The sequence below is a fragment of the Vibrio cyclitrophicus genome, from assembly GCF_024347435.1.
In the GTDB taxonomy this organism is placed as follows: domain Bacteria; phylum Pseudomonadota; class Gammaproteobacteria; order Enterobacterales; family Vibrionaceae; genus Vibrio; species Vibrio cyclitrophicus.
Genome location: NZ_AP025481.1, coordinates 185,176 through 209,103 on the forward strand (window position 1 = coordinate 185,176; position 23,928 = coordinate 209,103).

Below are 23,928 nucleotides of genomic sequence, written 5' to 3' on the forward strand. Positions count from 1 at the left end.
GTAATTCAAGTCAAATTTAAAAGTTCTCAATGTTTATCTGCTCTTATTTAATAAGAACGGTATAAACACAACAAACACATTCAAGTGTCTTGTATTCGAATGATCAGAAATGATTGTTCATTTTTTGATTCTACTTTTTATTAAAAAGTGGAAACAAAAAGTAAATTGAGTCCGGCAAACAGTCATTGAGAATTAACCCTTCTTGATGACAACCAAAAACCTTGGTTAGTTGCCATACGCTTATTTGTCTTCACTTTTTAAAGTGAAAGCAAATAGAAACCCTTTCGGGTTGTATGGTTAAGTGACTAAGCGTACACGGTGGATGCCTTGGCAGTCAGAGGCGATGAAAGGCGTAATAACTTGCGATAAGCCCAGATTAGGTAGTAATAACCTTTTGAGTCTGGGATTCCTGAATGGGGAAACCCACTTGCATAAGCAAGTATCCTGTTGTGAATACATAGCAACAGGAGGCAAACCGGGGGAACTGAAACATCTAAGTACCCCGAGGAAGAGAAATCAACCGAGATTCCGAAAGTAGCGGCGAGCGAAATTGGATTAGCCCTTAAGCTTTTAATGATGCAGGTGAAGAGTCTGGAAAGTCTCGCAACAAAGGGTGATAGCCCCGTAACCGACACATCATAATCAGTGAAAACGAGTAGGGCGGGACACGTGATATCCTGTCTGAATATGGGGGGACCATCCTCCAAGGCTAAATACTACTGACTGACCGATAGTGAACCAGTACCGTGAGGGAAAGGCGAAAAGAACCCCTGTGAGGGGAGTGAAATAGAACCTGAAACCGTGTACGTACAAGCAGTAGGAGCACCTTCGTGGTGTGACTGCGTACCTTTTGTATAATGGGTCAGCGACTTAATTTTAGTAGCAAGGTTAACCGTTTAGGGGAGCCGTAGGGAAACCGAGTCTTAACTGGGCGTACAGTTGCTAGGATTAGACCCGAAACCAGGTGATCTAGCCATGGGCAGGTTGAAGGTTGAGTAACATCAACTGGAGGACCGAACCGACTAATGTTGAAAAATTAGCGGATGACTTGTGGCTAGGGGTGAAAGGCCAATCAAACCTGGAGATAGCTGGTTCTCCCCGAAAGCTATTTAGGTAGCGCCTCGGACGAATACTACTGGGGGTAGAGCACTGTTAAGGCTAGGGGGTCATCCCGACTTACCAACCCTTTGCAAACTCCGAATACCAGTAAGTACTATCCGGGAGACACACGGCGGGTGCTAACGTCCGTCGTGGAGAGGGAAACAACCCAGACCGCCAGCTAAGGTCCCAAAGTATAGCTAAGTGGGAAACGATGTGGGAAGGCTCAGACAGCCAGGATGTTGGCTTAGAAGCAGCCATCATTTAAAGAAAGCGTAATAGCTCACTGGTCGAGTCGGCCTGCGCGGAAGATGTAACGGGGCTAAGCTATACACCGAAGCTGCGGCTACGTACCTTAGGGTATGTGGGGTAGGGGAGCGTTCTGTAAGCCGTTGAAGGTGGTCTGTAAGGGCTGCTGGAGGTATCAGAAGTGCGAATGCTGACATGAGTAACGATAAAGGGAGTGAAAAACTCCCTCGCCGGAAGACCAAGGGTTCCTGTCCAACGTTAATCGGGGCAGGGTAAGTCGACTCCTAAGGCGAGGCCGAAAGGCGTAGTCGATGGGAAACGGGTTAATATTCCCGTACTTCTTACAATTGCGATGGGGGGACGGAGAAGGCTAGGTGGGCCTGGCGACGGTTGTCCAGGTTCAAGTATGTAGGCGGGTGGTTTAGGTAAATCCGGACCGCTACTAACGCTGAGATACGATGTCGAGCTACTACGGTAGTGAAGTCATTGATGCCATGCTTCCAGGAAAAGCCTCTAAGCTTCAGATTGTAAGGAATCGTACCCCAAACCGACACAGGTGGTCGGGTAGAGAATACCAAGGCGCTTGAGAGAACTCGGGTGAAGGAACTAGGCAAAATGGTACCGTAACTTCGGGAGAAGGTACGCTCTTATCAGTGAAGTCCCTTGCGGATGGAGCAGACGAGAGTCGCAGATACCAGGTGGCTGCAACTGTTTATTAAAAACACAGCACTGTGCAAAATCGTAAGATGACGTATACGGTGTGACGCCTGCCCGGTGCCGGAAGGTTAATTGATGGGGTTAGACTTCGGTCGAAGCTCTTGATCGAAGCCCCGGTAAACGGCGGCCGTAACTATAACGGTCCTAAGGTAGCGAAATTCCTTGTCGGGTAAGTTCCGACCTGCACGAATGGCGTAATGATGGCCACGCTGTCTCCACCCGAGACTCAGTGAAATTGAAATCGCTGTGAAGATGCAGTGTACCCGCGGCTAGACGGAAAGACCCCGTGAACCTTTACTACAGCTTGGCACTGAACATTGAACCTACATGTGTAGGATAGGTGGGAGACTATGAAATTGCGTCGCTAGATGTGATGGAGTCGTCCTTGAAATACCACCCTTGTAGTTTTGATGTTCTAACGTTGGTCCCTGAATCGGGATTACGGACAGTGCCTGGTGGGTAGTTTGACTGGGGCGGTCTCCTCCCAAAGAGTAACGGAGGAGCACGAAGGTGGGCTAAACACGGTTGGACATCGTGTGGTTAGTGCAATGGCATAAGCCCGCTTGACTGCGAGAATGACAATTCGAGCAGGTGCGAAAGCAGGTCATAGTGATCCGGTGGTTCTGAATGGAAGGGCCATCGCTCAACGGATAAAAGGTACTCCGGGGATAACAGGCTGATACCGCCCAAGAGTTCATATCGACGGCGGTGTTTGGCACCTCGATGTCGGCTCATCACATCCTGGGGCTGAAGTCGGTCCCAAGGGTATGGCTGTTCGCCATTTAAAGTGGTACGCGAGCTGGGTTTAGAACGTCGTGAGACAGTTCGGTCCCTATCTGCCGTGGGCGTTGGAAAATTGAAAGGGGCTGCTCCTAGTACGAGAGGACCGGAGTGGACGAACCTCTGGTGTTCGGGTTGTCATGCCAATGGCATTGCCCGGTAGCTAAGTTCGGAATCGATAACCGCTGAAAGCATCTAAGCGGGAAGCGAGCCTTGAGATGAGTTTTCCCTGGCACTATAAGTGTCCTAAAGGGTTGTCGTAGACTACGACGTTGATAGGCAGGGTGTGTAAGTGCTGCGAGGCATTGAGCTAACCTGTACTAATTGCCCGTGAGGCTTAACCATACAACACCCAAGGGGTTTTGTGGACTCAATAGAAAGACAGACCTTGAATGCGTTTGATGAGACATAACTTTTAAATACAGTTTTCCGAATTTTAAAATTTGCTTGGCGACCATAGCATTGTGGACCCACCTGATTCCATGCCGAACTCAGAAGTGAAACACAATAGCGCCGATGGTAGTGTGGGGCTTCCCCATGTGAGAGTAGGACATCACCAGGCTTTAAATTTATTTTCACTTTTTTAAAAGTGAAGACAAAAGGTATCGCTATTTGCGTATGCAATTAGCAACATCATTAGTGTACTAATCTATTGATGACAATTTGTTGGAGGGATGGCTGAGTGGTCGAAAGCACCGGTCTTGAAAACCGGCAACCGTTAATAGCGGTTCTAGGGTTCAAATCCCTATCCCTCCACCACCATTGAAAAGCCCGCTGAGAAATCAGCGGGTTTTTTTTGTCTGAAAATCATATGAAAACAAGTGTTTATCTTTCAATGCATGTATTAGCATAGGGAATTCGGGTATTTAAAATAACTTCCTTTTAAAATGGTCCCGAATGAAACTGAAGTACTGCAGTTTTAGGCTGGCGAAGTACTTTGACACAATGGAATGATTAACTCATTTATGTTGATGCAGGGCCTGAACTGCTTGATTGTTTTCGTTGGCAACCGCTGCTTAAGGCGTACCGCCATACTCGATTGCGTTTGGCAACTACGTCCTCGGTTTGATGCTCCTAGCTATGCCGAGCGATTAGAAAGCTTTGAATGGTGGCATTGGGATGATGAAACACTAGCAGAAATATTGCCACCATTCCAAAAAGATTGCGGTGAGTTTTTGGCTTACTTTGAGCAAGTCTAACCCAATATATTTTAAGTCTGAAACTAAAAAAGCAGCCTAAGTGGCTGCTTTTTCGTTTAATAGCTTTATAGCTTTATAGCTTTATAGCTTTATAGCTTTATAGCTTTATAGCTTTATAGCTTTATAGCTTTATAGCTTTATAGCTTTATAGCTTTATAGCGGTTTAGCTGGCAAGCCGTTTAGTTCGCTAACTGATTAATTAGAAAGCTTAGCCTCGACTTGCCCAAGTGCGCGTTGGTACATAAACCAAGCACATGTACCGGCAAGCACATTACCCACCATGGCACCCCAGAACAGGCCTTCAATACCAGCAAGCTGCGAACCAACCCACAAGCAAGGCAAGAAGAAGGCGAACAGGCGCAGCGCTGAAATCGTCAAGGCGGTGTAAGACTTGCCTAGAGCGTTAGACACAGAAACCATCAGCATACAGATTCCCAATGGCCCTAAGCTAATAGGCACGATCAGTAGGTGATAGTTCAAAATCGTTGATACTTCGCTTTCACTGGTCATTAGGTTGGCCAGTCCGCTCGAAAATAACCAAGTCACTAATGCTATCACCAGCTGGAAACCCAATACGAACATGACTGCAATCTTAACGAGCTTACGTATGTTTATCAGGTTGTTCTCTCCTAACATGCGTCCAATCATTGGTGGCATCGACATCGTTAGTGCAAGCACGGCGACAATCGAGAAGAATTCAAAACGTGAACCCAACGCCCAAGCAGCAACGGCAGCGGTGCCATAGCTAGCAAGTAGCTTAGTGGCAAACATTGATGAAACGGGTGGCAGCAGCTGACTGATCATCGCTGGTCCCATGATGTTGCCAATGGAGCGAACACTCTTACCAATGTTGAGATCGTGCCAGTCAAATGTCATCCAATGTTTCTTAGTTACCTTAGGAGCAACGATAAAGATGCCCGCACCGAACGCTAAAATGGTCGCAATGGCTGCTCCATTGATGCCCATGTCGAAAGTAAAGATGAAAATCGGATCCAATATCAAGTTGATGATACTGGTCGCGATCATCATTGAACCGGGCAGCATGGTATTACCGTTGGCACGACAAACACTGTAAAAGAAGTAGAGTAGGGCTCCTGTCCAAGAGCTGGCTAGCCAATAGATCCAATAAGAATCAATGATCGGTAATACCGTCGGTGGCGCATCCAACAATTGTAAAATTGGCCCACGAAGCAGATAGATGATGACAGAGAAAAGCGCGACACTCACGCTGCCCATCGCAATCACTAATCCACCAAGCTGCTTAGCGTAGCGCGTTTCATTCGCGCCAATGGCTCTTGCAATTACCGCGGTCGTTGCGATTCCTAGCCCGACCTGTATACCAATGATGATCATCTGTATCGGAAGTGTAAAACCTTGAACAGCGAGCGGTAGCACGCCCAGTTGGCCAATGAAAGCACTGTCTACAAGTTGGAAGCTCATCAGGGAAAGTACCCCAAATAGCATTGGCCATGTCATTGTATAGAGTTGTCGGCCAAGAGAAGGCGAGGGAGTTGCGGTAGTAGAATTCATAACACTCTTATCGGTCTTGAAGTTAGGCTTGTTGTGGTGACAAACCTCTCAATGAAGAATTGCGTAAAGGATAACGTAAGGTCAGCTCGATACCAATAATTGTTATTAGATCTATCGATATTACCTTTGCACAGTTTCATCGGTATATGAGCATTGTGCGATGCAACTTTATGCGTTCGCTTATTGAAATTTACGGTGTCGTATCTTGTTTCTGAGTTTTATATTGGCGGATTGGGTCTAAAGGTTTTTAAGTCGACTATTTCTAATGCTTCGCTTTGTGCCGATAACTTGGTGCTGTGATACCAACCCAACCTTTGAAAGCACGGTTAAAGTTGCTCAAATCACTGTAACCAACTTGCCAACTGATCTCTTGAACTGAAAGGTCGGTCTCTTCGAGTAGCCGTTTTGCCTTGGTTTCACGAACTTGTTCTTTGGCTTCTTTAAAAAGAATGCCTTTACTCTTTAGATTTCTCTGTAGTGTTCGTTTTGTCATGCCGAGCATGGTCGCAAACCACTCAATATTGAACCAAGGTAAAGTCGAGTAAGTGTTTATCAGTGTCTTTACTGCTTGATCCCAATCTTGGGTACTATTTTGTTCTGAGATAGCGCGATAGTCGTCGGGCAGTGGGATCGCAATCGCACCATATTGTTGCTCAAACTGAATATCAGAATTAAAAAAGTGTTTAGGTAACTGACGCGCACCGTTGTTGGTAGAGACAAGTTTAGCGCGTGATGGTTGCCACTGGTCGTCTATAAACTTACGGCATAGGGTAATCACTGTAAGAGATCTAAACCATTCGGATTGTTCAAATCCAGAGGTTGATGGATGATAGCAACTGCGATGACATAACCACCACAAGCCATCTTTTTTCTCGGTCCATATCGTGACGTGGTTGTTCAAACTAGGCATTTCAGCGATCAAACAGCGAATGGCTTGTTCTAACGATATGCATTTCTCTATCTCATGGTGTAGCTGTGGTGAAAGTTGTTCGAGAGAGGTTTTTCGCCCAACTTCAATACCAATCGAATAACCAAACTTACGCTCAAGTCGATGAATAAAAAGAATTAAATCTTGGGTAGGGAGCCATTGGTTAGACTGTGTTAGCTCAATTGGTAAACCGCACTCGATAGCGACACTGCGCCAGTCAAGCGATCTCTTGTCACAATATGCAATGTACGGGGCAATATTACTGGTAGAGCTCAATAGTATGTTAGTTATGTTCGATGATGCTTTCATTATTGTTAGTATTACCTATAAATGTCACCAAATGACCTAATTAAGTGTAGCGCAACTTCATATACTTCTTCTAACCCAAAGAGGAGAAGAACATGAAACTTACACCTATTGCCCTAATTCTTTCATCACTCACGATTTCATCGCTTGCTGTGTCATCGACTGTATTTGCAGAAAACCCAGTAGAAGCTGCGCTTAAGATTGAAGGCGCGCAGGTTACTCTACCTGTAAAAGATGCTCACCAATCTTTTACTCCTGGTTTCGTTGATTCAGCTCGTGAAAATTTCAATAACTTCCATTGGCAAATGGGTGGTGATCACAGTGTCTACTACAACATGCACATGAGTGAATTCTTGCCGACGGCTCTTGCTGCTCCTAATGCTGAATATAAGCCATTGGTTAAAAATATCGATTCACGCCTTGCTAAATTAACCGTAAACACCGAAACCAAAGGTGAACTGACGATGGAGCAATATCTAGCGGATGAACAGTTCAGAACTCAAGGCTTCATGTTAATTCACAAGGGTGAAATTGTTTATCAGGCTTACCCTGGCATGAGCCCAACAGACACCCACGTTTGGGCGTCAACAGCGAAAACGACAGTAGGCGCAGTAGTCGCAATGTTGGTTGAAGAGGGAAAAGTCGATCCAGAACAAGACATTACTTATTACATTCCCGAGTTAAAAGGGAGTAATTGGGAAGAAATCACTGTCCATCAAGTGCTCAACATGTCGACTGCGTTAGACAATGAAGAAACGCTCGAATCAATATTGAATCCTGATTCTGACGTAGTGCGTTTCTTCGCCGCATCATTCAATTCACCAAGAGCTAAAACCGGTGAGATGGAAACTTGGATGAATGTTGCGAAAGGAGCACAAAAACTAGAGGGTGAGAAAGCTGGTGATCATTTCCGCTATGCCTCAATCAATACCATGGTTTTGACCAAACTAGTCGAAAACATTGAAAACAAGACTTGGACTGAGGTATTTGAAGACCGTGTTTGGTCTAAGGTACATGCTCGTCAGCCTATGCAGATCAACCTAACACCTGATGGAATGGGTATCGCGGTAGGTTTGGTTTCGACGACCTTAGAAGATATGGCACGTTGGGGAACGTTATTTACACCCAGCTGGAAAGCCGTTGCTGATGAGCCTGTGATCTCACAAGCGGTGATTGACCGCATTCATAATGGTGGCGATCCGAAAACCTTCGAAGGCACCAGCAAAGATAGTAGTTCAGTGCATGCTTTTAACGAAAAGGCCGACTACAACGCTTATCAATTCGATTATATCTTCAATGACGGTGCGATGTCGAAAAGTGGCAACCTTGGCCAGTTTATCTATATCGACCCAGAGCGTAATTTTGTAGGCGTGATGTTTTCAACCAACCCATACCACTCAGGTTTTGGTGAGAATAAAGGCCCGGCACTGATGCGCTCTGCAGCGAAACTACTTGCCGACAAATAATCTACTTATAACCCAACAGGATGTTCCAGGCTTCAAGGAGGAAGCAAACGACTTTCGAGATATATAATGAAAAAGTTTGCTCTATTGATCCCTTTGAGTTTAGGTTTAGCGCTGCCTGCACATGCAGAGTCCGAACGTGTTATCGACCCGGCTGATGTCACCAAAGTTTATACTCAAGCTGCATTGATGTTGAACGGTAGCTCAGATATCCAATTTCAGGGACAAGTTTCTGGCGGTTTAGAAAACGGTCAACAGTTTGCCCTACTTGCTGAAGCGACGTTTGTCGATGAAAGTAACACAGCGCTTCGCGATCCAGACAAGTTTGGCACTGAGTACAGTAACTCTAGAGTCCAGTATTTCCATGTATTTGAGACGGGTACTAAGGCGACACCTAAAGTGGGTCTGTCATTAGATTACATTAATACGCGTACTAACATCAAAAACGATTTGTTGTCGGTTGGCGGGGTTGTTGCGATTAATCCTGCTTATACCGGTGGATTTCTTGTATTTCCAAGAGCAGGGTTGATGACAGGTAGCATGGAGATCCCTGGTGTTACTTCATCTAAAGATGATTTAACGGGATACTCTCTTGGTTTGATTACCGCGAAGCATCTCGGTGACTTTGGCGCCTATGTGTCTTTAGTACCAGAGTGGCAGGATCTTTCTGGCGATGACATCGATATGCAGAACTTCTCTTTCAAAACATCATTAAATGTACCGATGAACAGTGCAAGAACTTGGTGGTTGAATACGCGTTATGACATTACCAAAGCAGATGTTGATGTGAAAGGTGTGTCAATGCCGAATGATTGGCAAACCGAGGCTTGGATTGGTGTGAGATACTACTTCTAACCCCTAGTTTGCTAACATGCAAAGAACCTAGAAAAGCCAGTCATCGTGACTGGCTTTTGTCGTTTAGGTCTCGCGCTAAGCGTTATTTATTTGCTACGTTACCAAGCTTCAACCATGTATCGATAACCGTGTCTGGGTTTAGGGATACAGAGCTGATGCCTTGTTCCATTAACCACTCCGCTAGGTCATCATGGTCAGATGGGCCTTGACCACAAATGCCCACGTATTTACCCGCTTTGGTTGCCGCGTCGATAGCCATTTTCAGCATCGCTTTTACAGCAGGGTTACGCTCATCGAATAGGTGTGCAACATCGCCAGAGTCACGGTCAAGACCAAGCGTCAGCTGTGTCATGTCGTTTGAACCGATAGAGAAGCCATCGAAGTACTTCAAGAACTCTTCAGCCAAAATTGCATTCGATGGTAGTTCACACATCATGATGACTTTCAGACCTTGGTCGCCACGGCGAAGGTCGAACTTAGCCAGAATGTCGATAACCGATGCTGCTTCGCTTGGAGTACGAACGAATGGAATCATGATTTCAACGTTTTTCAGACCCATTTCGTTGCGAACACGCTTGATCGCTTGAGTCTCTAGCTCGAAACAGTCTTCGAATACTGGTGAGATATAACGAGATGCGCCACGGAAGCCCAGCATTGGGTTCTCTTCATGTGGTTCAAACGTTTTACCACCGACTAGGTTGCTGTACTCGTTCGACTTAAAGTCAGACATACGTACTATTACACGCTTAGGCCAGAATGCAGATGCGATAGTCGCGATGCCTTCTGTCAGCTTGCTTACGTAGAAATCGATTGGATCTTTGTAGCCGCGAATACGCTCACTGATTTCTGCTTTTAGCTCGTCAGTTTGAGCATCGAAGTTCAATAGAGCTTTCGGGTGAATGCCGATCATCTTGTTGATGATGAACTCTAAACGAGCAAGGCCAACACCTTCGTTTGGAATCTGTGCAAAGTCGAATGCGCGATCTGGGTTACCTACGTTCATCATGACTTTGGTTGGCAGCATTGGCAGCTCATCAACTTCAGAACGTTTGATTTCAAAGTCGAGTTCGCCGTTGTAAACGTAGCCGGTTTCGCCTTCTGAACATGACACTGTTACTGTGTCGCCGTCATTCAGGCTGCTTGTCGCTGTACCACAACCAACAATTGCAGGAATACCTAGCTCACGAGCTATGATTGCTGCGTGACAAGTACGGCCACCACGGTTAGTCACAATCGCGGACGCTTTCTTCATCACAGGTTCCCAGTCTGGGTCTGTCATGTCTGTTACCAGTACGTCGCCTTCTTGAACCAATGACATTTGGTCTAGAGAATCAACTAAGCGAACAGGGCCTGAACCGATGCGTTGACCGATAGCACGGCCTTCAACCAAGACATCCGCCTTGTTGTTTAGTTCGTAACGCTCGATAACGTTTTGGTCACTTTGAGAACATACGGTTTCAGGACGAGCTTGGACGATGTAAAGCTTACCGTCGATGCCATCTTTTGCCCACTCAATGTCCATCGGACGTTGGTAGTGCTTCTCGATGATCATCGCTTGTTTCGCTAGTTCTTTGATCTCTTCATCGTTCAGTGAGAACTCGTTACGCTCTTGTGTATCGGTGTCGATGATATCAACTTGCTTGCCGATCTCTTGGTTGGTTGAGTAGATCATCTTGATCAACTTAGAACCAAATGTCTTTTTAACGATTGGATAGTGACCCGCTTCTAACATTGGCTTATGAACGTAGAACTCATCTGGGTTCACCGCGCCTTGTACAACCATTTCACCTAGACCCCAAGAAGAGGTAATGAACACCACTTGGTCGAAGCCAGACTCAGTATCAAGCGTAAACATTACACCTGAAGAGGCTTTGTCTGAGCGAACCATACGCTGGATACCTGCAGACAATGAAATTCCACGGTGATCAAAGCCTTGGTGTACACGGTAAGAGATGGCACGGTCGTTAAACAGTGAAGCATAAACGTGCTTGGTTGCTTCGAGTACCGCATCGATACCTTTCACGTTAAGGAAGGTTTCTTGTTGGCCGGCGAAAGAAGCATCTGGAAGGTCTTCTGCGGTTGCAGATGAACGAACCGCAACAGACAATTCTTCGTTGTCTTCGATCAGCTCGCGGTAGTTATCGCGGATGTCTTGCTCTAGTGATTCAGGAAAGGGGGCATCTAGAACCCATTGTCGAATCGTTGCACCTGTCTTACGCAGTGCGTCAACGTCTTCAACATCAAGTTCATCAAGTAGTTGGTGAATGCGCTCATCAAGACCTTTGTAGTCAAGAAAGTCGTTAAACGCATACGAAGTGGTAGCAAAACCATTAGGTACAGAAACACCAGCATTGGATAGGTTAGAAACCATCTCGCCCAGTGAGGCGTTCTTACCGCCGACTTTGTCGACATCTTCCATGGATAGGCCATTGAACCATAGGGTATTATTTTGCATTTATTTCTCCAGAAACATAGCAAGCATTGTAGGGATTTAAAGGCAAACGATTACGTATCAGTTTAAAAAAATGTAAATTATTTTCTAAAGCTGTGGGGGACGTAATAGTCAGCAGGGTTTTATTATCTATATTATGGTTACCATCCTACTCAAAATAATTTTAAACATTAAATAAAAAATGCAAATTGATATTCAAAGTCGTGATGTATTCTATGTTTCTGATGGAACGGCCATAACATGTGAGACTTTAGGGCATGTTGTTCTAGGTCAATTCCCATTCAAAGCCAATGAAAAAACCTTTCCGTTTGTGGAAAGTGAGGACAAACTTTCTGATTTATTAAAAGAGATTGATATTTCGTATCGTGATACCGGGTTAGAGCCGTTAGTGTTCTTTTCTATTGTGATCCCAGATATCAAAGCGAAATTACTTACAGCGCAAGCTCACTGTTATGACGTATTGGAAAGTATTGTTCAAAAGGTTCAGGATGATATTCAAATGGCACCGGTTCCTAAATTACAGCGCTCACGCAGTGTAAATAAGGATTCGGTTAAGTATTTCGACCGTATTGCAGCAATTGAATATACGCTCGCGCATGATGACGGCATTACTTTAAAAGGCCTGGAAGAGGCGGACATCATCTTACTGGGTGTTTCTCGAAGCGGTAAGACACCGACAAGCTTATACATGGCAATGCAATTTGGTTTGCGCGTTGCGAACTACCCATTTATCCATGACGATTTAGCGCGTTTGAAGCTTTTGCCAGAGTTTGAGATTTACCGACATAAGCTGTTTGGTTTGACCATAGATGCAGAACGATTGACTGAAATCCGTGAGAACCGATTGGCAGGCAGTGAGTATGCCAGTGATTCGCAATGTTTGTATGAGTTACAGACTGTAGAGGCGATGTTCCGCCGAGAAGCGATACCTTATATCAACACTTCTTCGCTATCAGTTGAAGAAATTTCTACACGGATCTTGGAGCGTACAGGGTTGAGAAGACGCTTGCTCTAATTAGGGGTATAGGGTGTTTAAAAAGAGAAGTTCATCGGTGATCTTCTCTTTTTGTTTTTAACGAGTTAACGAAGCAGCGAAAGCTTAAGTGTTTGGCTCTGGTGTTCTAACCAACGCTCAAGTGCTGGTGGCCACGTGATGCTTGGCTCAACGCAGAAACCGCGCAACATAGAAAAATACACAGCTTGGTCAATAAGCGGCAGCGACGACTGACCATTTTCTAGGTTCAGTAGAAGCTCAGTATCTTTTAATAACGGGTTAATCTGATCAACAAACTGTGGTGTTTGCTCAATCAGCTTATCGAAGTTGAGTTCTTCGGTTTCTTTGGCTGCACGCCATGCTTCTTTGCTTGCTGGTGATTGGTATTCGGCAAGGTCCAGTTTCCACCAACGTGGCAAACCAATACGCTGACTCAACGGGAATGCGCGGCTTTGAAACAGAATCACCTGCTCTGAAGGTTCTCGCTGTTCATCGCTTGATTTCAAATTCATAAAGTAAGCGATGATATCTAAGCTCTCCGCCATGATAGAACCGTCATCTTTTTGTAAGACCGGTACCATTTTTTTACCGATCAAATCGATAAGGGTTTGAGCATCGTCATAATCCACAGAGACAAGCTCGATGTTCAATTCTAGAGATTGAGCGATGTAGGCAACTCTTGCACAGAAAGGGCAGTGGTCGTAAATGTAAAGCTTCATAGCTTCCCTTAGTTCATAGTCAATACAAGTATCAGATGACGCTAATGTAACAGAAGTCTAGGCGGACAATAAGTGTTTGGTTTAAATGGCTACCGTCTAACTGTATGGCCCAAGTTTAGCCTGAGGCTTCTACTCTATGTATAAGATAATCAGTAGATTGAGGGAATTGCAGGCATAAAAAAGGCTCTGATTGTCCACTCTAATGCAGAAGAGTGAAGTCAACCAAAGCCTCAATATTGTTATCTTTAGAAGAGTGACTACTAAAGGAACACAGCAATCAAACTATGCTTTTTTAAGATCTTGCATTGGGTAAGTAAGCGGCAGTGCGCTTTCTACAGTTTTAACGTGAACGTAGTAACCACCAGCACTTAGGCCTGTAACTACCATCTCACCAAGCTCAACACCTTTTGTTGCAACAACGCGATCATCAACTGAAAACACTTTACACACCTTCAATAAATTAAATTAATACGATAGATATCGAACGCGGATTTAAACAGATGGTACGTTAATCGACTAATCCGGTTATTTGTCGTAAAGATTAAATTTGATTATGTATAAATTAAGAGATCTTAAAAATCATATTGTTAACTGACTAAGCGAGTTTATTTGTCCGCAGGATAAACGACACCAACTTGCTGACGCATCTCTGTAATTAACTTAGCAACTGTTAAAGCGCGTTTTTCCGCTTCAGCTTGTGTTGTTTTATCCCCACCGATACAGTTTGCAAAAGCTTGCGCTTCGTAACTCATTGAGTTCTCGCTCTGTGTTTGAGTGAGATTTTCAATGCGGCCATCTCGGTATCGGATCTTAACATCGGTACATTCGGCGATGTGATCGATGATGATCGCGCCGCACTCACCTTGGATCTCACTTGGTGCGTAAGAGTCACTGACTTTGGAGTGCGCAAGGGTTACGTCAAACTCTGGGTATTGGAAGACCGCACAGCCATGCGCATCAACGCCAGAATCAAGCAGTTTTGCTGAAGCATGTGCACTTTCTGGCTTGCCAAACAGAGCAACTGTTGCGGCTACGCAGTAAAAGCCGATATCGACCAAAGAGCCGTTAGAGAAGGCTGGATTGAAGGTATTAGGATTATCTCCGTTTAGATATTTCTGATAACGCGATGAATATTGGCAGTAATTGATGTGTGCCTTATGTACCTTGCCGATTTTTTCTAATCCGAGTTGCACTTGTTTAAAGTTTGGCAGAAATTGAGATTTATACGCTTCAAAAAGCACCACACCGTTTTGCTCTGCGACTTCAAACATTTGAGTTGCTTCATCGATATTGGATGCGACAGGCTTTTCACATATGACATGCTTGCCATGTTTCATCATTAAGATGGATTGTGTGCAGTGCAATGAATTTGGTGAAGCAATGTAGACCGCTTCGATAGTGCTATCACTCGCCAAAGCATCAAGCGAGTCGTAGGTTGTATTAACATTGAACTCTTGAGCGAATTGAGAGGCGCTCTCTATGTTTCTTGAATAAACTGCAGCAAGTTTCATCGATTGAGTTTCGTGGGCAGCTTGAACAAACTTCTGAGTGATCCAATTGGTTCCAATTACAGCAAACTTAATCATATAGGTATCCAGTCGTTAGTGTGTTGATTCTGCAGAGATAGTAGCATTCCACGTCATCGAATGTGTCTGAGAATTGAGGAACAATTAGTTCCCAAATGTTGCCTTATATCAAAAATACGGAATCATGGGACACGTTGGGATTCAGTTACAACGGTGCATAACGAAGGCATTTTTGCTAAAGTATTATGGAATTTAAATAAGGTAATGATATGCAAGTTCGGACAGCCAAGGTAACTGATATTCGCTCGATCTTAGAGCTTTCTGACCAGATAAATCGCCAACATCATCATGGCGCTCCAATGGTGTTTGCTCCCGTGTCTCAATCTTTTTCAGATAGTGAAGAGTACTGGTTGGGGCTGATGCTCGATCCCATTGGTGCTTTCTTAGTCGCTGTTAAGGGTGGTCAAGTTATAGGATTTTTGGCTGGGAAAGTTACGCAGAATCGCGGGGTGAGTTTTATCCAACCTCACAAGATCGCGAGAGTGAATACGATTGTAGTTAACGATGAAGTTCAGAGCCAAGGTGTTGGTAAGTCATTAATGAAGTCATTTAATCAGTGGGCTCAAGCGAGAGGAGCCATTGAACTCCGTTTGGAAGTGATGGAATTCAACCAACAAGCTCAGAGTTTTTATGAATCCTTGGGTATGGAGACGCAATCACGAACCATGTCTATGCGATTTGAGGAGATTTAAGCGTGCGTCTGTTTGCTCCTTTATTCGCTTATTTAGTTGTGTCGATGCAGATTGTTTATGCTGAAACATCTCCAATCGTGGATGTCCCCGTCTATGGTAACAAGTTAGTCGTAGAAAAAATCGTTTCAGATGCAACAGCTATTGAAACTATTGTGTTTGAGTCCGCACCTTCTCAATCTAGTCGCACTCCAACGTCATCAGTATCAGTGCCTCCAAAGCCTATCCTTAACCAAGACTCGCATAAAAATGGCGTTATTCAAAATACTAATAGCGAGCAGTTCGCCCAACTATCTCAATGGACATCCCGCCGAATTTACACAAAACAAAATACCGATTCTTCAATCGATCCGTTGTTACAAGTTGTGACTTTGGTGAAGGTTGATAAATCTAAACGTCGAATGTATCTGCTGAAAGGGAATGAGGTCATTCAGGAGTTTCGAATAGCGTTGGGCAAGGAACCAAAAGGGCATAAACGTTTTGAAGGGGATAACCGCACGCCAGAAGGTCAGTATCAACTGGATTACATCATGGAAGACTCTGATTTCTATCGTTCGGTGCACATTAATTACCCGCGTTCTTCCGATAAGCAATGGGCCAAAAAAAACAAGGTCGACCCAGGTGGCAATATCAAAGTCCACGGTATTAAAAATGGTGAATGGCGTTCACCTAGTTTTATCCAAAGCTTCGATTGGACTGATGGCTGTATTGCATTGACCAATCAAGATATGGATCAGTTTATCGAATTAGTTGGAATGGGTACCCCTATCCATATTGAATGGTAGGATATCGGCACCCAATTTCCCTGAACAACTCTCAAAACAACTCTCAAAAACAATTGCCGAAATCAGCGCTAGAGCCAGTTACAGTAAGACTCGACCTGCACTGAAGATAGCAATTACAATGAGCAGTGCAATCGTGACGGGCTTGAATTTCTCTCCGCCAAATCTCTCAAACAACTTAGAACCCACATAGCCACCCAACATACTGCTTGGTAAAAGAACTGCGGTATGCCAGATCACATCTCGGTTTACTAAGCCTGCTATCGAAGCAGAAACAAATGCACTCGAATCGGCCAAAACAAAGAAAGCGATTAAGCCCGCTCTTGCAATGTGAGGCTCTACTGGGCTAGCTAATGCATGTGTACCAACAGGAGGCCCTGACATTGATGCTGCACCATTCATTACGCCAGCAAGGCTTCCCAGAAGATAAGGAGCAAATCTAGGCTCACTTTGATACTGGAACCCTTTGTAGATCATAAGTGCAGAGGCGAAGATAAATGCACTTATGATCAAGATTATCGCATCTTGGTTCACGGATTTGAGCAGGATTAAGCCGACAGGGGTGAAGGCTAAGCAAGGAATAAACACCTTCGAAACCCAGCGCCAATTTACGTGATGTTTAACCTTCGGTAATAATTGGATATTGCCTAACAGGTCGATCAGCATGAAAACGGGAACGAGTTCGATAACAGGCACGAATAACGCACTTAATGGCAATGCCACTAGGGTGAAACCGAAACCTGAGAAGCCACGAACTATGGCAGCGAAAATGAAGATTGCACCCAAAATTGGGAAAGTTGGACTAAAAATGAGATCCATAAATGAAGTAACCAATGAAGCTGCTTAAGAAAAGCGAGCTAATGAAACCAAGTGAGTAGCGGAATGTACTCCTACTCACTTGTGTTTACTACTTAATTTGCAGGTTTCTCGGGGTTAATTTCAAAGACGTTAAAGGTTATTTTCTGGTATTTACCAGGTCAATTTATAGCGCTGAATTTATCTGGAAAATCAGTGAATACCGCGTCCACTTTTGAAAGGAATTTGAAGCGAGAGGGGTCATTCACGGTATAGCACCATGTTTGAATTTTTGCTTCGTTAAGCGTATCAAGATCGCTCTGATTCACGTGTTCATAATTCATATGGCAGCTGAACGCTTTGACCTTATCAATGAGCATCAGATCGGCTTGAGTCAGTTGTTCGGTAATCACGCCAACGCGGTATCTCGGTAAATGGTGAGCGATTTCAACGATCACTTGATGACTGAAGCTAGATAATAAAATCCTATCTGTATCCAGATTTGAACGGATCAATTCTGAGTGCAACAGATCAACCACATGCGGGGCTTGATGTCTGCTATCGACCTTGATCTCTAGGTTAACGCTAAGACCGTGTTGTTCAACTAGGCCAAGTAGCTCTGAGAGCGTCAGTATTTTTTCTCCAGAGAACTCTTCAGATTTCCAGTTTCCGAAATCAAGTTGGCGCAGCTCTGCGAGCGTGTGCTCATCGACACGCCCTTTACCATCACTACAACGTTCTAGTGTGTGATCGTGACAAACCACAAGTTGATCATCCTGTGTAGGTTGAATATCAACTTCCACCCATTTCAAACCGAGTTTTGCGGCTTGTTCAATGCTTGCTTTGGTATTTTCTGGGTGAGTACCTGCTACACCTCGATGACCTACGATGATAGACGACATAATTAATCCTTCTTAAAGACGCACCGTAAAAACGCATTAATTATCAGTGTACTCGATTAAGCTAGAGCCGTCGTTAAGCTTGTCGTATCTTCGTGTGACTCCTGTGATGTGAAGTTATTTGGGTGAATGCGTTTGCCATGATTGTCAAAAATATGCAGGTTGGATTTATCGATGCTTAGTCCGAGAGGGACGGCTTGGCACAGCGCCGTTTCGGGTGTCACAGCGATAAAGGGTTGTTCGTTCACAAGGCCATGAACCAATTGATTTGGCCCTAAAGGCTCAACCACGCTGATGCGTAATTCAAGCGGCAGCGCGTTCATGACTAAATCGGCACAAACCTCAGAGTGTTCTGGCCGAATACCAAGTGTGATGGATGTGTTTTTTACGTGGGCGTATTCGGGCAAGTACATTTGCTGGTCGCCAATTTCAAGGTAGCCGTCGTCGAGTGTTGCTGGTAAGAAATTCATCGCAGGGCTGCCAATGAAGCTTGCCACAAAGGTACTGGCTGGCTGGTGGTAGACCTCTCTTGGTGTACCGACTTGCTCTATTTGACCGTTGTTGAGTACCACAATTCTGTCAGCTAGTGTCATGGCTTCAACTTGATCATGAGTGACGTAAACACTGGTCACGCCAAGCTCGCGTTGCAGCTTTTTGATTTCTAACCTCATGTGAGCACGCAGTGAGGCATCTAGGTTAGATAAAGGTTCATCAAACAAGAACAGTTGAGGGTCGCGTACGATCGCTCGTCCCATGGCAACACGTTGACGTTGACCGCCTGACAATTTAGCGGGTTTACGATTGAGATATTCTTCGATTTTGAGTGTCTTGGCGACTTTCTCAATTTTCTCTTCAATTGTGTGTTGGCTGACACCTCGGTTTTTTAACCCATAAGCCAGATTTTTATACACTGTCATGTGTGGGTAGAGCGCATAATTCTGAAAAACCATTGCGATATCGCGCTTTGCTGGCTTCTCGGTATCGACTCGACGACCGGCTAAATGAATCTCACCGCCAGAGATGCTTTCTAACCCAGCAATGGAGCGCAAAATAGAAGATTTCCCACAGCCTGAAGGGCCAACTAACACGAGAAATTCACCTTTTTCGATATCAAGAGATACTCCTTTAACGGCACGGTGACCATTTTCGTAAGTCTTGACCAAGTTCTTGATACTCAACATGATTGGTGTCTTACGCGTCTGTCCGTTGTTTGTTTGGTGGTGACCAAGTATTTGATGACGAGTCGTCATTTGCGAGTCCTCTGTATTTTTGTGGATAGTTTGTTGAGAAGCTTTGTACTCATCTAGCGATTGAATATGGTTATCTTTCATTTGAGTTGTGTCGTTATTATTTTTCACTTTCTACTAGCCCTTTTACAAACCAACGCTGAAATACAACCACCACTAAAACGGGCGGTAACATGGCTAAAATGACCATGGCGAAAACATAGTCGTAGCGTGGTAAACTGGTTTCATTGATGTTGTTGAGTACTTGTTTGATACCCATCACGATGGTGTTGTAGCCTTCGTCGGTGGTCATCATGATTGGCCACAGATATTGGTTCCAACCCACCACAAACATGATGATGAAGATTGCGGCGATCATGGTTTTAGACAGTGGCAGTAAGATGTCGATCAAAAACCTAAATGGACCTGCGTTATCTAATTGTGCGGCTTCTAGCAATTCGTCGGGGATGGTTTTGAAGAACTGCCTAAAAAAGAACGTCGCGGTGGCTGACGCGATCAAAGGCAGAATTAAACCTGTGTAGCTATTAAGAAGCCCGAGCCCTGCAACAACTTCATAGGAAGGGATAATACGAACCTCTAATGGCAGTAACAGCGTCACGAAGATCAGCCAAAACCACGCCGTGGCGTAAGGGAGTCTAAAGTAGACCAAAGCAAACGCGGCCATCATCGAAATTAAGATCTTACCGATCGCAAAACCGAGCCCCATGATCATCGAGTTGGCGATCATTTTACTGGCGGTGACTTCGCCACTAAAGCCCATACTCTTGTTCCAAGCTTCGCTATAAATGGCGGTAAAGTTATCGCCTGGGAGCCATTGCAGGCCATCGCTGACAATGGTGTTTGGGTTATGCGTCGAACTGGCGAAGATTAGCCAGATAGGGACCAACATAAACAGCATCCCAGCAATTAAAATTAGGTGGTCAGAGACCTTATTACTTTTCATAAATAACTCCTGTCGCGTAATTCATTGCACGCTTGGCTTTCACTGGTGGTTGCTCTCTATTGCCGATAAGTAGCGCGATTGAAGGGTTAATAGTGAACACGCTTTTCTACAACGCGGAACTGGATAAAAGTCAGAGTGAGTACCAGTACTAAAAGCACTACAGATTGCGCTGAACTACCGCCCAAATCGGCACCAACAAAGCCGTCTCGATACACCTTGTAAACTAACGAAGTTGTACCGCCACCAGGACCGCCATTGGTCATGGTGTCGATCACGCCAAAGGTTTCAAAGAAGGAGTAGGTGAGGTTGATGACCAACAGAAAGAAGCCAGTAGGGGCCAGTAGTGGGAAAGTGATGGTCCAGAAACGTTTCGAGTCACTGGTACAATCCAGCATCGCTGCTTCTTTTACCGCGTAAGAGATCGATTGAAGTCCCGCCAGAAAGTAGATGAAATTCACCGAAACCTGTTTCCAAACCGACACTAAAATCAGAGCAAACGTGGCATCTATAGGATCGGTCTGAAAGCTAAAGTCCCAACCAATAACTGCAAATAACTCGGTAAACACGCCAATGTGTGGGTTAAACAAGAAAGCACCGATTACGCCTGCGATCGCAGGAGCAACGGCGTACACCCAAGTGAGAGTGACCTTGTAAGCCCCTTGTCCGTGAATGATATTGTCGGCTTTTGCGGCGAGCAGCAAAGCCAAGGCAAGCGATAGGAAAGAAACCACAATCGCGAACATCAGGGTAAAGCCAATTGAGCTGAGATACTCGCTCGATTCGAATAGCATTTGATAGTTTTCGAACCAAACGAATAGAGAAGATGTGCCCCAAGGATCTTCCAGCATAAAGGAGAGATAAACTGCCTTTGCCGCTGGGTAGATAAAGAAAACCGCAATGATGAGTATCTGAGGTGCTAAAAATAGGTAAGGCAGCGGAGAGTGAAAGAATTGTTGACGTCGTTCCACAGGGTAATCCCAAAAAGTTATTAAAAGTTGACCACTAGCTAGTGACAGTTATCACTAGCGCGATATCAAGGAATGCATCCAGTTGAGTTATCGTTGTTGGAGCAAGAAATGGCGCTAATGAATAATCTCCTCGCGCCTCGTCATGACTCTATTTATTCGAGGGTGCTGACAAGACGTGAGGAGTAATTTACTGCTTTGGTTAGTTAAGCTTCTAAACAGAAACTTCTGAGTTAATAAAGCAGCTTTAGCTAACGAGCCGACCTAATTCATCGTGCGAGCGAAGCGTTTTAGTAGCTTGCTGCTTTCATCTTCGACTTTGTCTAGGCTGTTCTCAACGCTAGAGCGGTCAGCGAAGATATTGTCGAACTCACGGTGCATCACTTCACGGATCTGCGGGTAATAACCTAAGCGGTAGCCCTTAGTCCATTCGCCCGATTTAAGGCTTAGCTGCTTAACACCCACTTCTGCGTCTGGTTGTTCTTTGTAGTAACCAGACTCTTTCGCTAGTTCATATGCAGCGGTTGTTACAGGTACATAGCCCGTGGTTTTGTGCCAGTAAACCTGTGTTTCAGGCTTAGTCAGGTAGTCAAAGAATGCAGCCACACCTTTGTCTTGTTGTTGGTCATGACCATTGAGTGCAAACAGAGCGGCACCACCAATGAAGGTTAAGCCAGCATCCGGGTTAACCGATTTCCAGTATGGAAGGTAAGTTGTGCCTAACTCGAAAGGTACGCGGTTACGTAAACCACCGAATGAACCTGAAGAGCCCATCCACATTGCCACTTCTTGGCGCTCGAAAGGCGTTTGGTTTGCATCCCAATCGCTGCCGTAATACTTGTAATAACCTAGATCTGACCACTCTTTCATCTTGCTAACGTGCATCATCATGTCTTTGGTGTTGAACATGATCTTAGTGGATAGGCCGTCGTAGCCGTTGTTCTGGTCAGAGACTGGCAGGTTATGGCGAGACTTGAAGTTCTCGAACATGATCCATGGCGTTAGAGATTGAGAAAACGCGATGTGTCCGTCTTCCTTCAGCTTTTTAGCAACAACTTCTAGTTCTTCATAAGTTTTAGGTGCCTCTGCACCGACTTCCGCAAGAAGGTCTTTGTTGTAGTAAAGAACTGGGGTCGAACTGTTGAAAGGCATACCAATCATCTTGCCTTGGCTGTCTGCATAGAAGTTACGAACGCCCGCTAGGTAGTCGTTCGAATTAAAGTTGTAGCCAGACTCAACCAGAATATCTTGTACGGGTTTGGCGACACCTTTAGCGTTCATGATGGTTGCAGCACCGGCATCGAATACTTGTAGAATGTTAGGAGCTTCGCCTGCTCGATATGCCGCGATACCCGCTGTTAAGGTCTCTGTGTATGAACCTTTATAGATTGGCGTGATCTTGTAATCATCTTGTGACGCATTAAAGTCAGTCGCAATCTTATTGACGGTTTCTCCAAGTTGGCCGCCCATTGCGTGCCACCAAGTGACTTGAGTCGTTGCGAACGCTGGCATTGCCGCTGTTGCGGAAAGAACGCCTGCCAAAATTAGCTTATTCATCTTCTTTTCCTTTTGGATGAAATCGATGTAGAGGTATTGAATTAGAGTATTAACGAGACGGTAGGGGTGTCGTTTGAAGCTATCTTGAACAGGCCATATTTCACTTACGTGGCTAAACCGTTTCAGTGATATGAAAGATTCGTTTCGATTTTATTTAAGAGTAAAGTTATTGATGGTTTTGATGTTGAACATGTTCGGTTTTTAAGACGTTTTATTGAACAACTGTTGTTCAATAAAAAATCCTCTCGATGGAGAGGCTTAGAAGAAGGTTCGATGTGGATACAGTTTTAGTGCGCGATGTCCAATTGGTTGTCTTTCACGCCGTTAATACGGAACCAACCAGCGATACTGAATCGCTCTGTGTTAGTAGGCAGAACCTCGTGTGGGAATTGTTCAGACAAGAATACCAATAGTCGACCACCCTTTGGTGGAATGGTCGCGATGTGGTTGTCTTTTAGATCGTAAACCACGAGCTCACCAGCGTCTTCTTCTGTCCACTCATCATTCATGTAGAACACAGTAGTCAGGCGGCGGTTTTCATTGCCCTTGAAACAATCTAAGTGCTTCTGGTAGAAGTCGCCTTTTTCGTATTTAGCAAAGTGCGCTTCGTACTCGAACAGACCCAAAAAGAACGCTTGGTTTGCCGCTAAACGAATTTGTTCCATCTTGTCTAAAAACAGAGATGCTGGCTGACCCATATCACGGCGTACCCACTGAATTTTGTCACTACGAATCGTTGCTTCTCGTGCTACATCATCGTTACGGCCGATCCTAGCCTTTTTCCAGTTCTCTGGAATGCAATCCCTCAATGCCACCACTTCTTCGTGAGTTAAGAAGTCGTCCCAAACGAAATAACCTTGGGTAGAAAGAGCATCGATCAATTGGTTCATGTATAGCACTCAGACAATAAATTAGAGGCGCATATATAGTCCGAATAACTCGGGCTAACAAATCACATGTTTTGTTGTCACGACAAATAGATTCATAAGCTTTATCTGAAAGGTTGATAGAGCAAGGTTTCCGATAATGTGAGCATTCAATAATGATGAAAAACATCGGATTAAATTGATGATCATCTTTGAAATTTGGTCCCATTGCACTGAGTTGAATTGGATTTGAGTAATTTAGTGGTTACCAGTGGAAATCTTGATGCGAGCTATCTATCCGGTTTTAGA

The 23,928-nt window shown here is 44.7% G+C and carries 19 protein-coding genes, 1 tRNA gene and 2 rRNA genes; 9 read left to right on the forward strand and 13 right to left on the reverse strand.

From position 1 onward, the window contains the following. Positions 1 to 295: 295 nt before the first annotated feature. The 4 genes from OCW38_RS15880 to OCW38_RS15895 all read left to right on the forward strand — a co-directional run bounded on the left by OCW38_RS15880 (position 296) and on the right by OCW38_RS15895 (position 4,043). Positions 296 to 3,189: ribosomal RNA gene (locus OCW38_RS15880) — 23S ribosomal RNA — on the forward strand. 101 nt (positions 3,190 to 3,290) lie between these two features. Beyond that, positions 3,291 to 3,406 (forward strand): 5S ribosomal RNA (gene rrf / locus OCW38_RS15885). A 106-nt stretch (positions 3,407 to 3,512) separates the two neighbouring features. After that, positions 3,513 to 3,603: transfer RNA gene (locus tag OCW38_RS15890), tRNA-Ser, on the forward strand. Between the two features lie 206 nt (positions 3,604 to 3,809). After that, positions 3,810 to 4,043 (forward strand): LbetaH domain-containing protein, encoded by a 234-nt coding sequence (locus OCW38_RS15895; protein WP_010428389.1) that lies wholly within the window; start codon positions 3,810 to 3,812, stop codon positions 4,041 to 4,043. A gap of 195 nt (positions 4,044 to 4,238) precedes the next feature. Here the strand turns inward: OCW38_RS15895 and OCW38_RS15900 are convergent, their stop codons facing one another. After that, complete coding sequence (locus OCW38_RS15900; RefSeq protein WP_016785945.1) at positions 4,239 to 5,573, reverse strand: MATE family efflux transporter; 1,335 nt, start codon at positions 5,571 to 5,573, stop codon at positions 4,239 to 4,241. Positions 5,574 to 5,835: 262 nt separating this feature from the next. Continuing rightward, positions 5,836 to 6,810, reverse strand: coding sequence for a helix-turn-helix domain-containing protein (locus OCW38_RS15905; RefSeq protein WP_010428403.1), 975 nt, complete (start codon positions 6,808 to 6,810; stop codon positions 5,836 to 5,838). A 92-nt stretch (positions 6,811 to 6,902) separates the two neighbouring features. Here OCW38_RS15905 and OCW38_RS15910 point away from each other — a divergent pair, with 92 nt between their 5' ends. Together OCW38_RS15910 and OCW38_RS15915 are read left to right on the forward strand one after the other, a co-directional pair. After that, positions 6,903 to 8,273, forward strand: a complete 1,371-nt coding sequence (locus OCW38_RS15910; protein ID WP_261896242.1) for a serine hydrolase domain-containing protein — start codon at positions 6,903 to 6,905, stop codon at positions 8,271 to 8,273. Positions 8,274 to 8,339: 66 nt separating this feature from the next. Continuing rightward, positions 8,340 to 9,125, forward strand: a complete 786-nt coding sequence (locus OCW38_RS15915; protein WP_010428407.1) for a hypothetical protein — start codon at positions 8,340 to 8,342, stop codon at positions 9,123 to 9,125. Positions 9,126 to 9,207: 82 nt separating this feature from the next. On the opposite strand, the gene ppsA is transcribed toward OCW38_RS15915, so the two are convergent. Further along, on the reverse strand, positions 9,208 to 11,580 hold the full coding sequence (gene ppsA, locus OCW38_RS15920) for a phosphoenolpyruvate synthase (protein WP_016769087.1): 2,373 nt from the start codon (positions 11,578 to 11,580) through the stop codon (positions 9,208 to 9,210). A 178-nt stretch (positions 11,581 to 11,758) separates the two neighbouring features. Here ppsA and ppsR point away from each other — a divergent pair, with 178 nt between their 5' ends. After that, a complete protein-coding gene (ppsR, locus tag OCW38_RS15925; RefSeq protein WP_010428412.1) occupies positions 11,759 to 12,592 on the forward strand; it encodes a posphoenolpyruvate synthetase regulatory kinase/phosphorylase PpsR in 834 nt (277 codons plus the stop codon). 65 nt (positions 12,593 to 12,657) lie between these two features. Here the strand turns inward: ppsR and grxB are convergent, their stop codons facing one another. From grxB to OCW38_RS15940, 3 genes are all read right to left on the reverse strand, one after another. After that, the gene (gene grxB / locus OCW38_RS15930; protein WP_010428415.1) at positions 12,658 to 13,290 is read right to left on the reverse strand and encodes a glutaredoxin 2; all 633 of its coding nucleotides are present in this window, start codon (positions 13,288 to 13,290) and stop codon (positions 12,658 to 12,660) included. 282 nt (positions 13,291 to 13,572) lie between these two features. Further along, positions 13,573 to 13,731: a hypothetical protein gene (locus tag OCW38_RS15935; RefSeq protein WP_010428418.1), complete on the reverse strand. Its 159-nt coding sequence runs from the start codon at positions 13,729 to 13,731 to the stop codon at positions 13,573 to 13,575. 164 nt (positions 13,732 to 13,895) lie between these two features. Then, the gene (locus OCW38_RS15940) at positions 13,896 to 14,876 is read right to left on the reverse strand and encodes a Gfo/Idh/MocA family protein (protein ID WP_010428421.1); all 981 of its coding nucleotides are present in this window, start codon (positions 14,874 to 14,876) and stop codon (positions 13,896 to 13,898) included. A 209-nt stretch (positions 14,877 to 15,085) separates the two neighbouring features. Here OCW38_RS15940 and OCW38_RS15945 point away from each other — a divergent pair, with 209 nt between their 5' ends. Together OCW38_RS15945 and OCW38_RS15950 are read left to right on the forward strand one after the other, a co-directional pair. Further along, positions 15,086 to 15,568, forward strand: a complete 483-nt coding sequence (locus tag OCW38_RS15945; protein ID WP_065099778.1) for a GNAT family N-acetyltransferase — start codon at positions 15,086 to 15,088, stop codon at positions 15,566 to 15,568. A gap of 2 nt (positions 15,569 to 15,570) precedes the next feature. After that, positions 15,571 to 16,350 (forward strand): L,D-transpeptidase family protein, encoded by a 780-nt coding sequence (locus OCW38_RS15950; protein WP_016769090.1) that lies wholly within the window; start codon positions 15,571 to 15,573, stop codon positions 16,348 to 16,350. 78 nt (positions 16,351 to 16,428) lie between these two features. Here OCW38_RS15950 and OCW38_RS15955 read toward each other — a convergent pair whose 3' ends face one another. The 7 genes from OCW38_RS15955 to OCW38_RS15985 all read right to left on the reverse strand — a co-directional run bounded on the left by OCW38_RS15955 (position 16,429) and on the right by OCW38_RS15985 (position 23,643). Next, complete coding sequence (locus OCW38_RS15955; RefSeq protein ID WP_010428431.1) at positions 16,429 to 17,166, reverse strand: sulfite exporter TauE/SafE family protein; 738 nt, start codon at positions 17,164 to 17,166, stop codon at positions 16,429 to 16,431. Between the two features lie 158 nt (positions 17,167 to 17,324). Next, positions 17,325 to 18,044: a glycerophosphodiester phosphodiesterase family protein gene (locus OCW38_RS15960; RefSeq protein ID WP_016769091.1), complete on the reverse strand. Its 720-nt coding sequence runs from the start codon at positions 18,042 to 18,044 to the stop codon at positions 17,325 to 17,327. 56 nt (positions 18,045 to 18,100) lie between these two features. After that, the gene (gene ugpC / locus OCW38_RS15965; protein ID WP_010428437.1) at positions 18,101 to 19,399 is read right to left on the reverse strand and encodes a sn-glycerol-3-phosphate ABC transporter ATP-binding protein UgpC; all 1,299 of its coding nucleotides are present in this window, start codon (positions 19,397 to 19,399) and stop codon (positions 18,101 to 18,103) included. Continuing rightward, positions 19,389 to 20,231 carry a sn-glycerol-3-phosphate ABC transporter permease UgpE gene (gene ugpE / locus OCW38_RS15970; protein ID WP_010428440.1) on the reverse strand — a complete coding sequence of 281 codons (843 nt, stop codon included), beginning with the start codon at positions 20,229 to 20,231 and terminating at the stop codon, positions 19,389 to 19,391. The genes ugpC and ugpE overlap by 11 nt, the downstream gene beginning before the upstream one ends. 86 nt (positions 20,232 to 20,317) lie before the next feature. Next, positions 20,318 to 21,199, reverse strand: a complete 882-nt coding sequence (locus OCW38_RS15975) for an ABC transporter permease subunit (protein ID WP_010428443.1) — start codon at positions 21,197 to 21,199, stop codon at positions 20,318 to 20,320. Between the two features lie 261 nt (positions 21,200 to 21,460). Further along, positions 21,461 to 22,753 (reverse strand): extracellular solute-binding protein, encoded by a 1,293-nt coding sequence (locus OCW38_RS15980; protein WP_010428445.1) that lies wholly within the window; start codon positions 22,751 to 22,753, stop codon positions 21,461 to 21,463. A gap of 287 nt (positions 22,754 to 23,040) precedes the next feature. Further along, the gene (locus OCW38_RS15985; RefSeq protein ID WP_016769093.1) at positions 23,041 to 23,643 is read right to left on the reverse strand and encodes a 2OG-Fe(II) oxygenase; all 603 of its coding nucleotides are present in this window, start codon (positions 23,641 to 23,643) and stop codon (positions 23,041 to 23,043) included. Positions 23,644 to 23,928 lie beyond the last annotated feature (285 nt).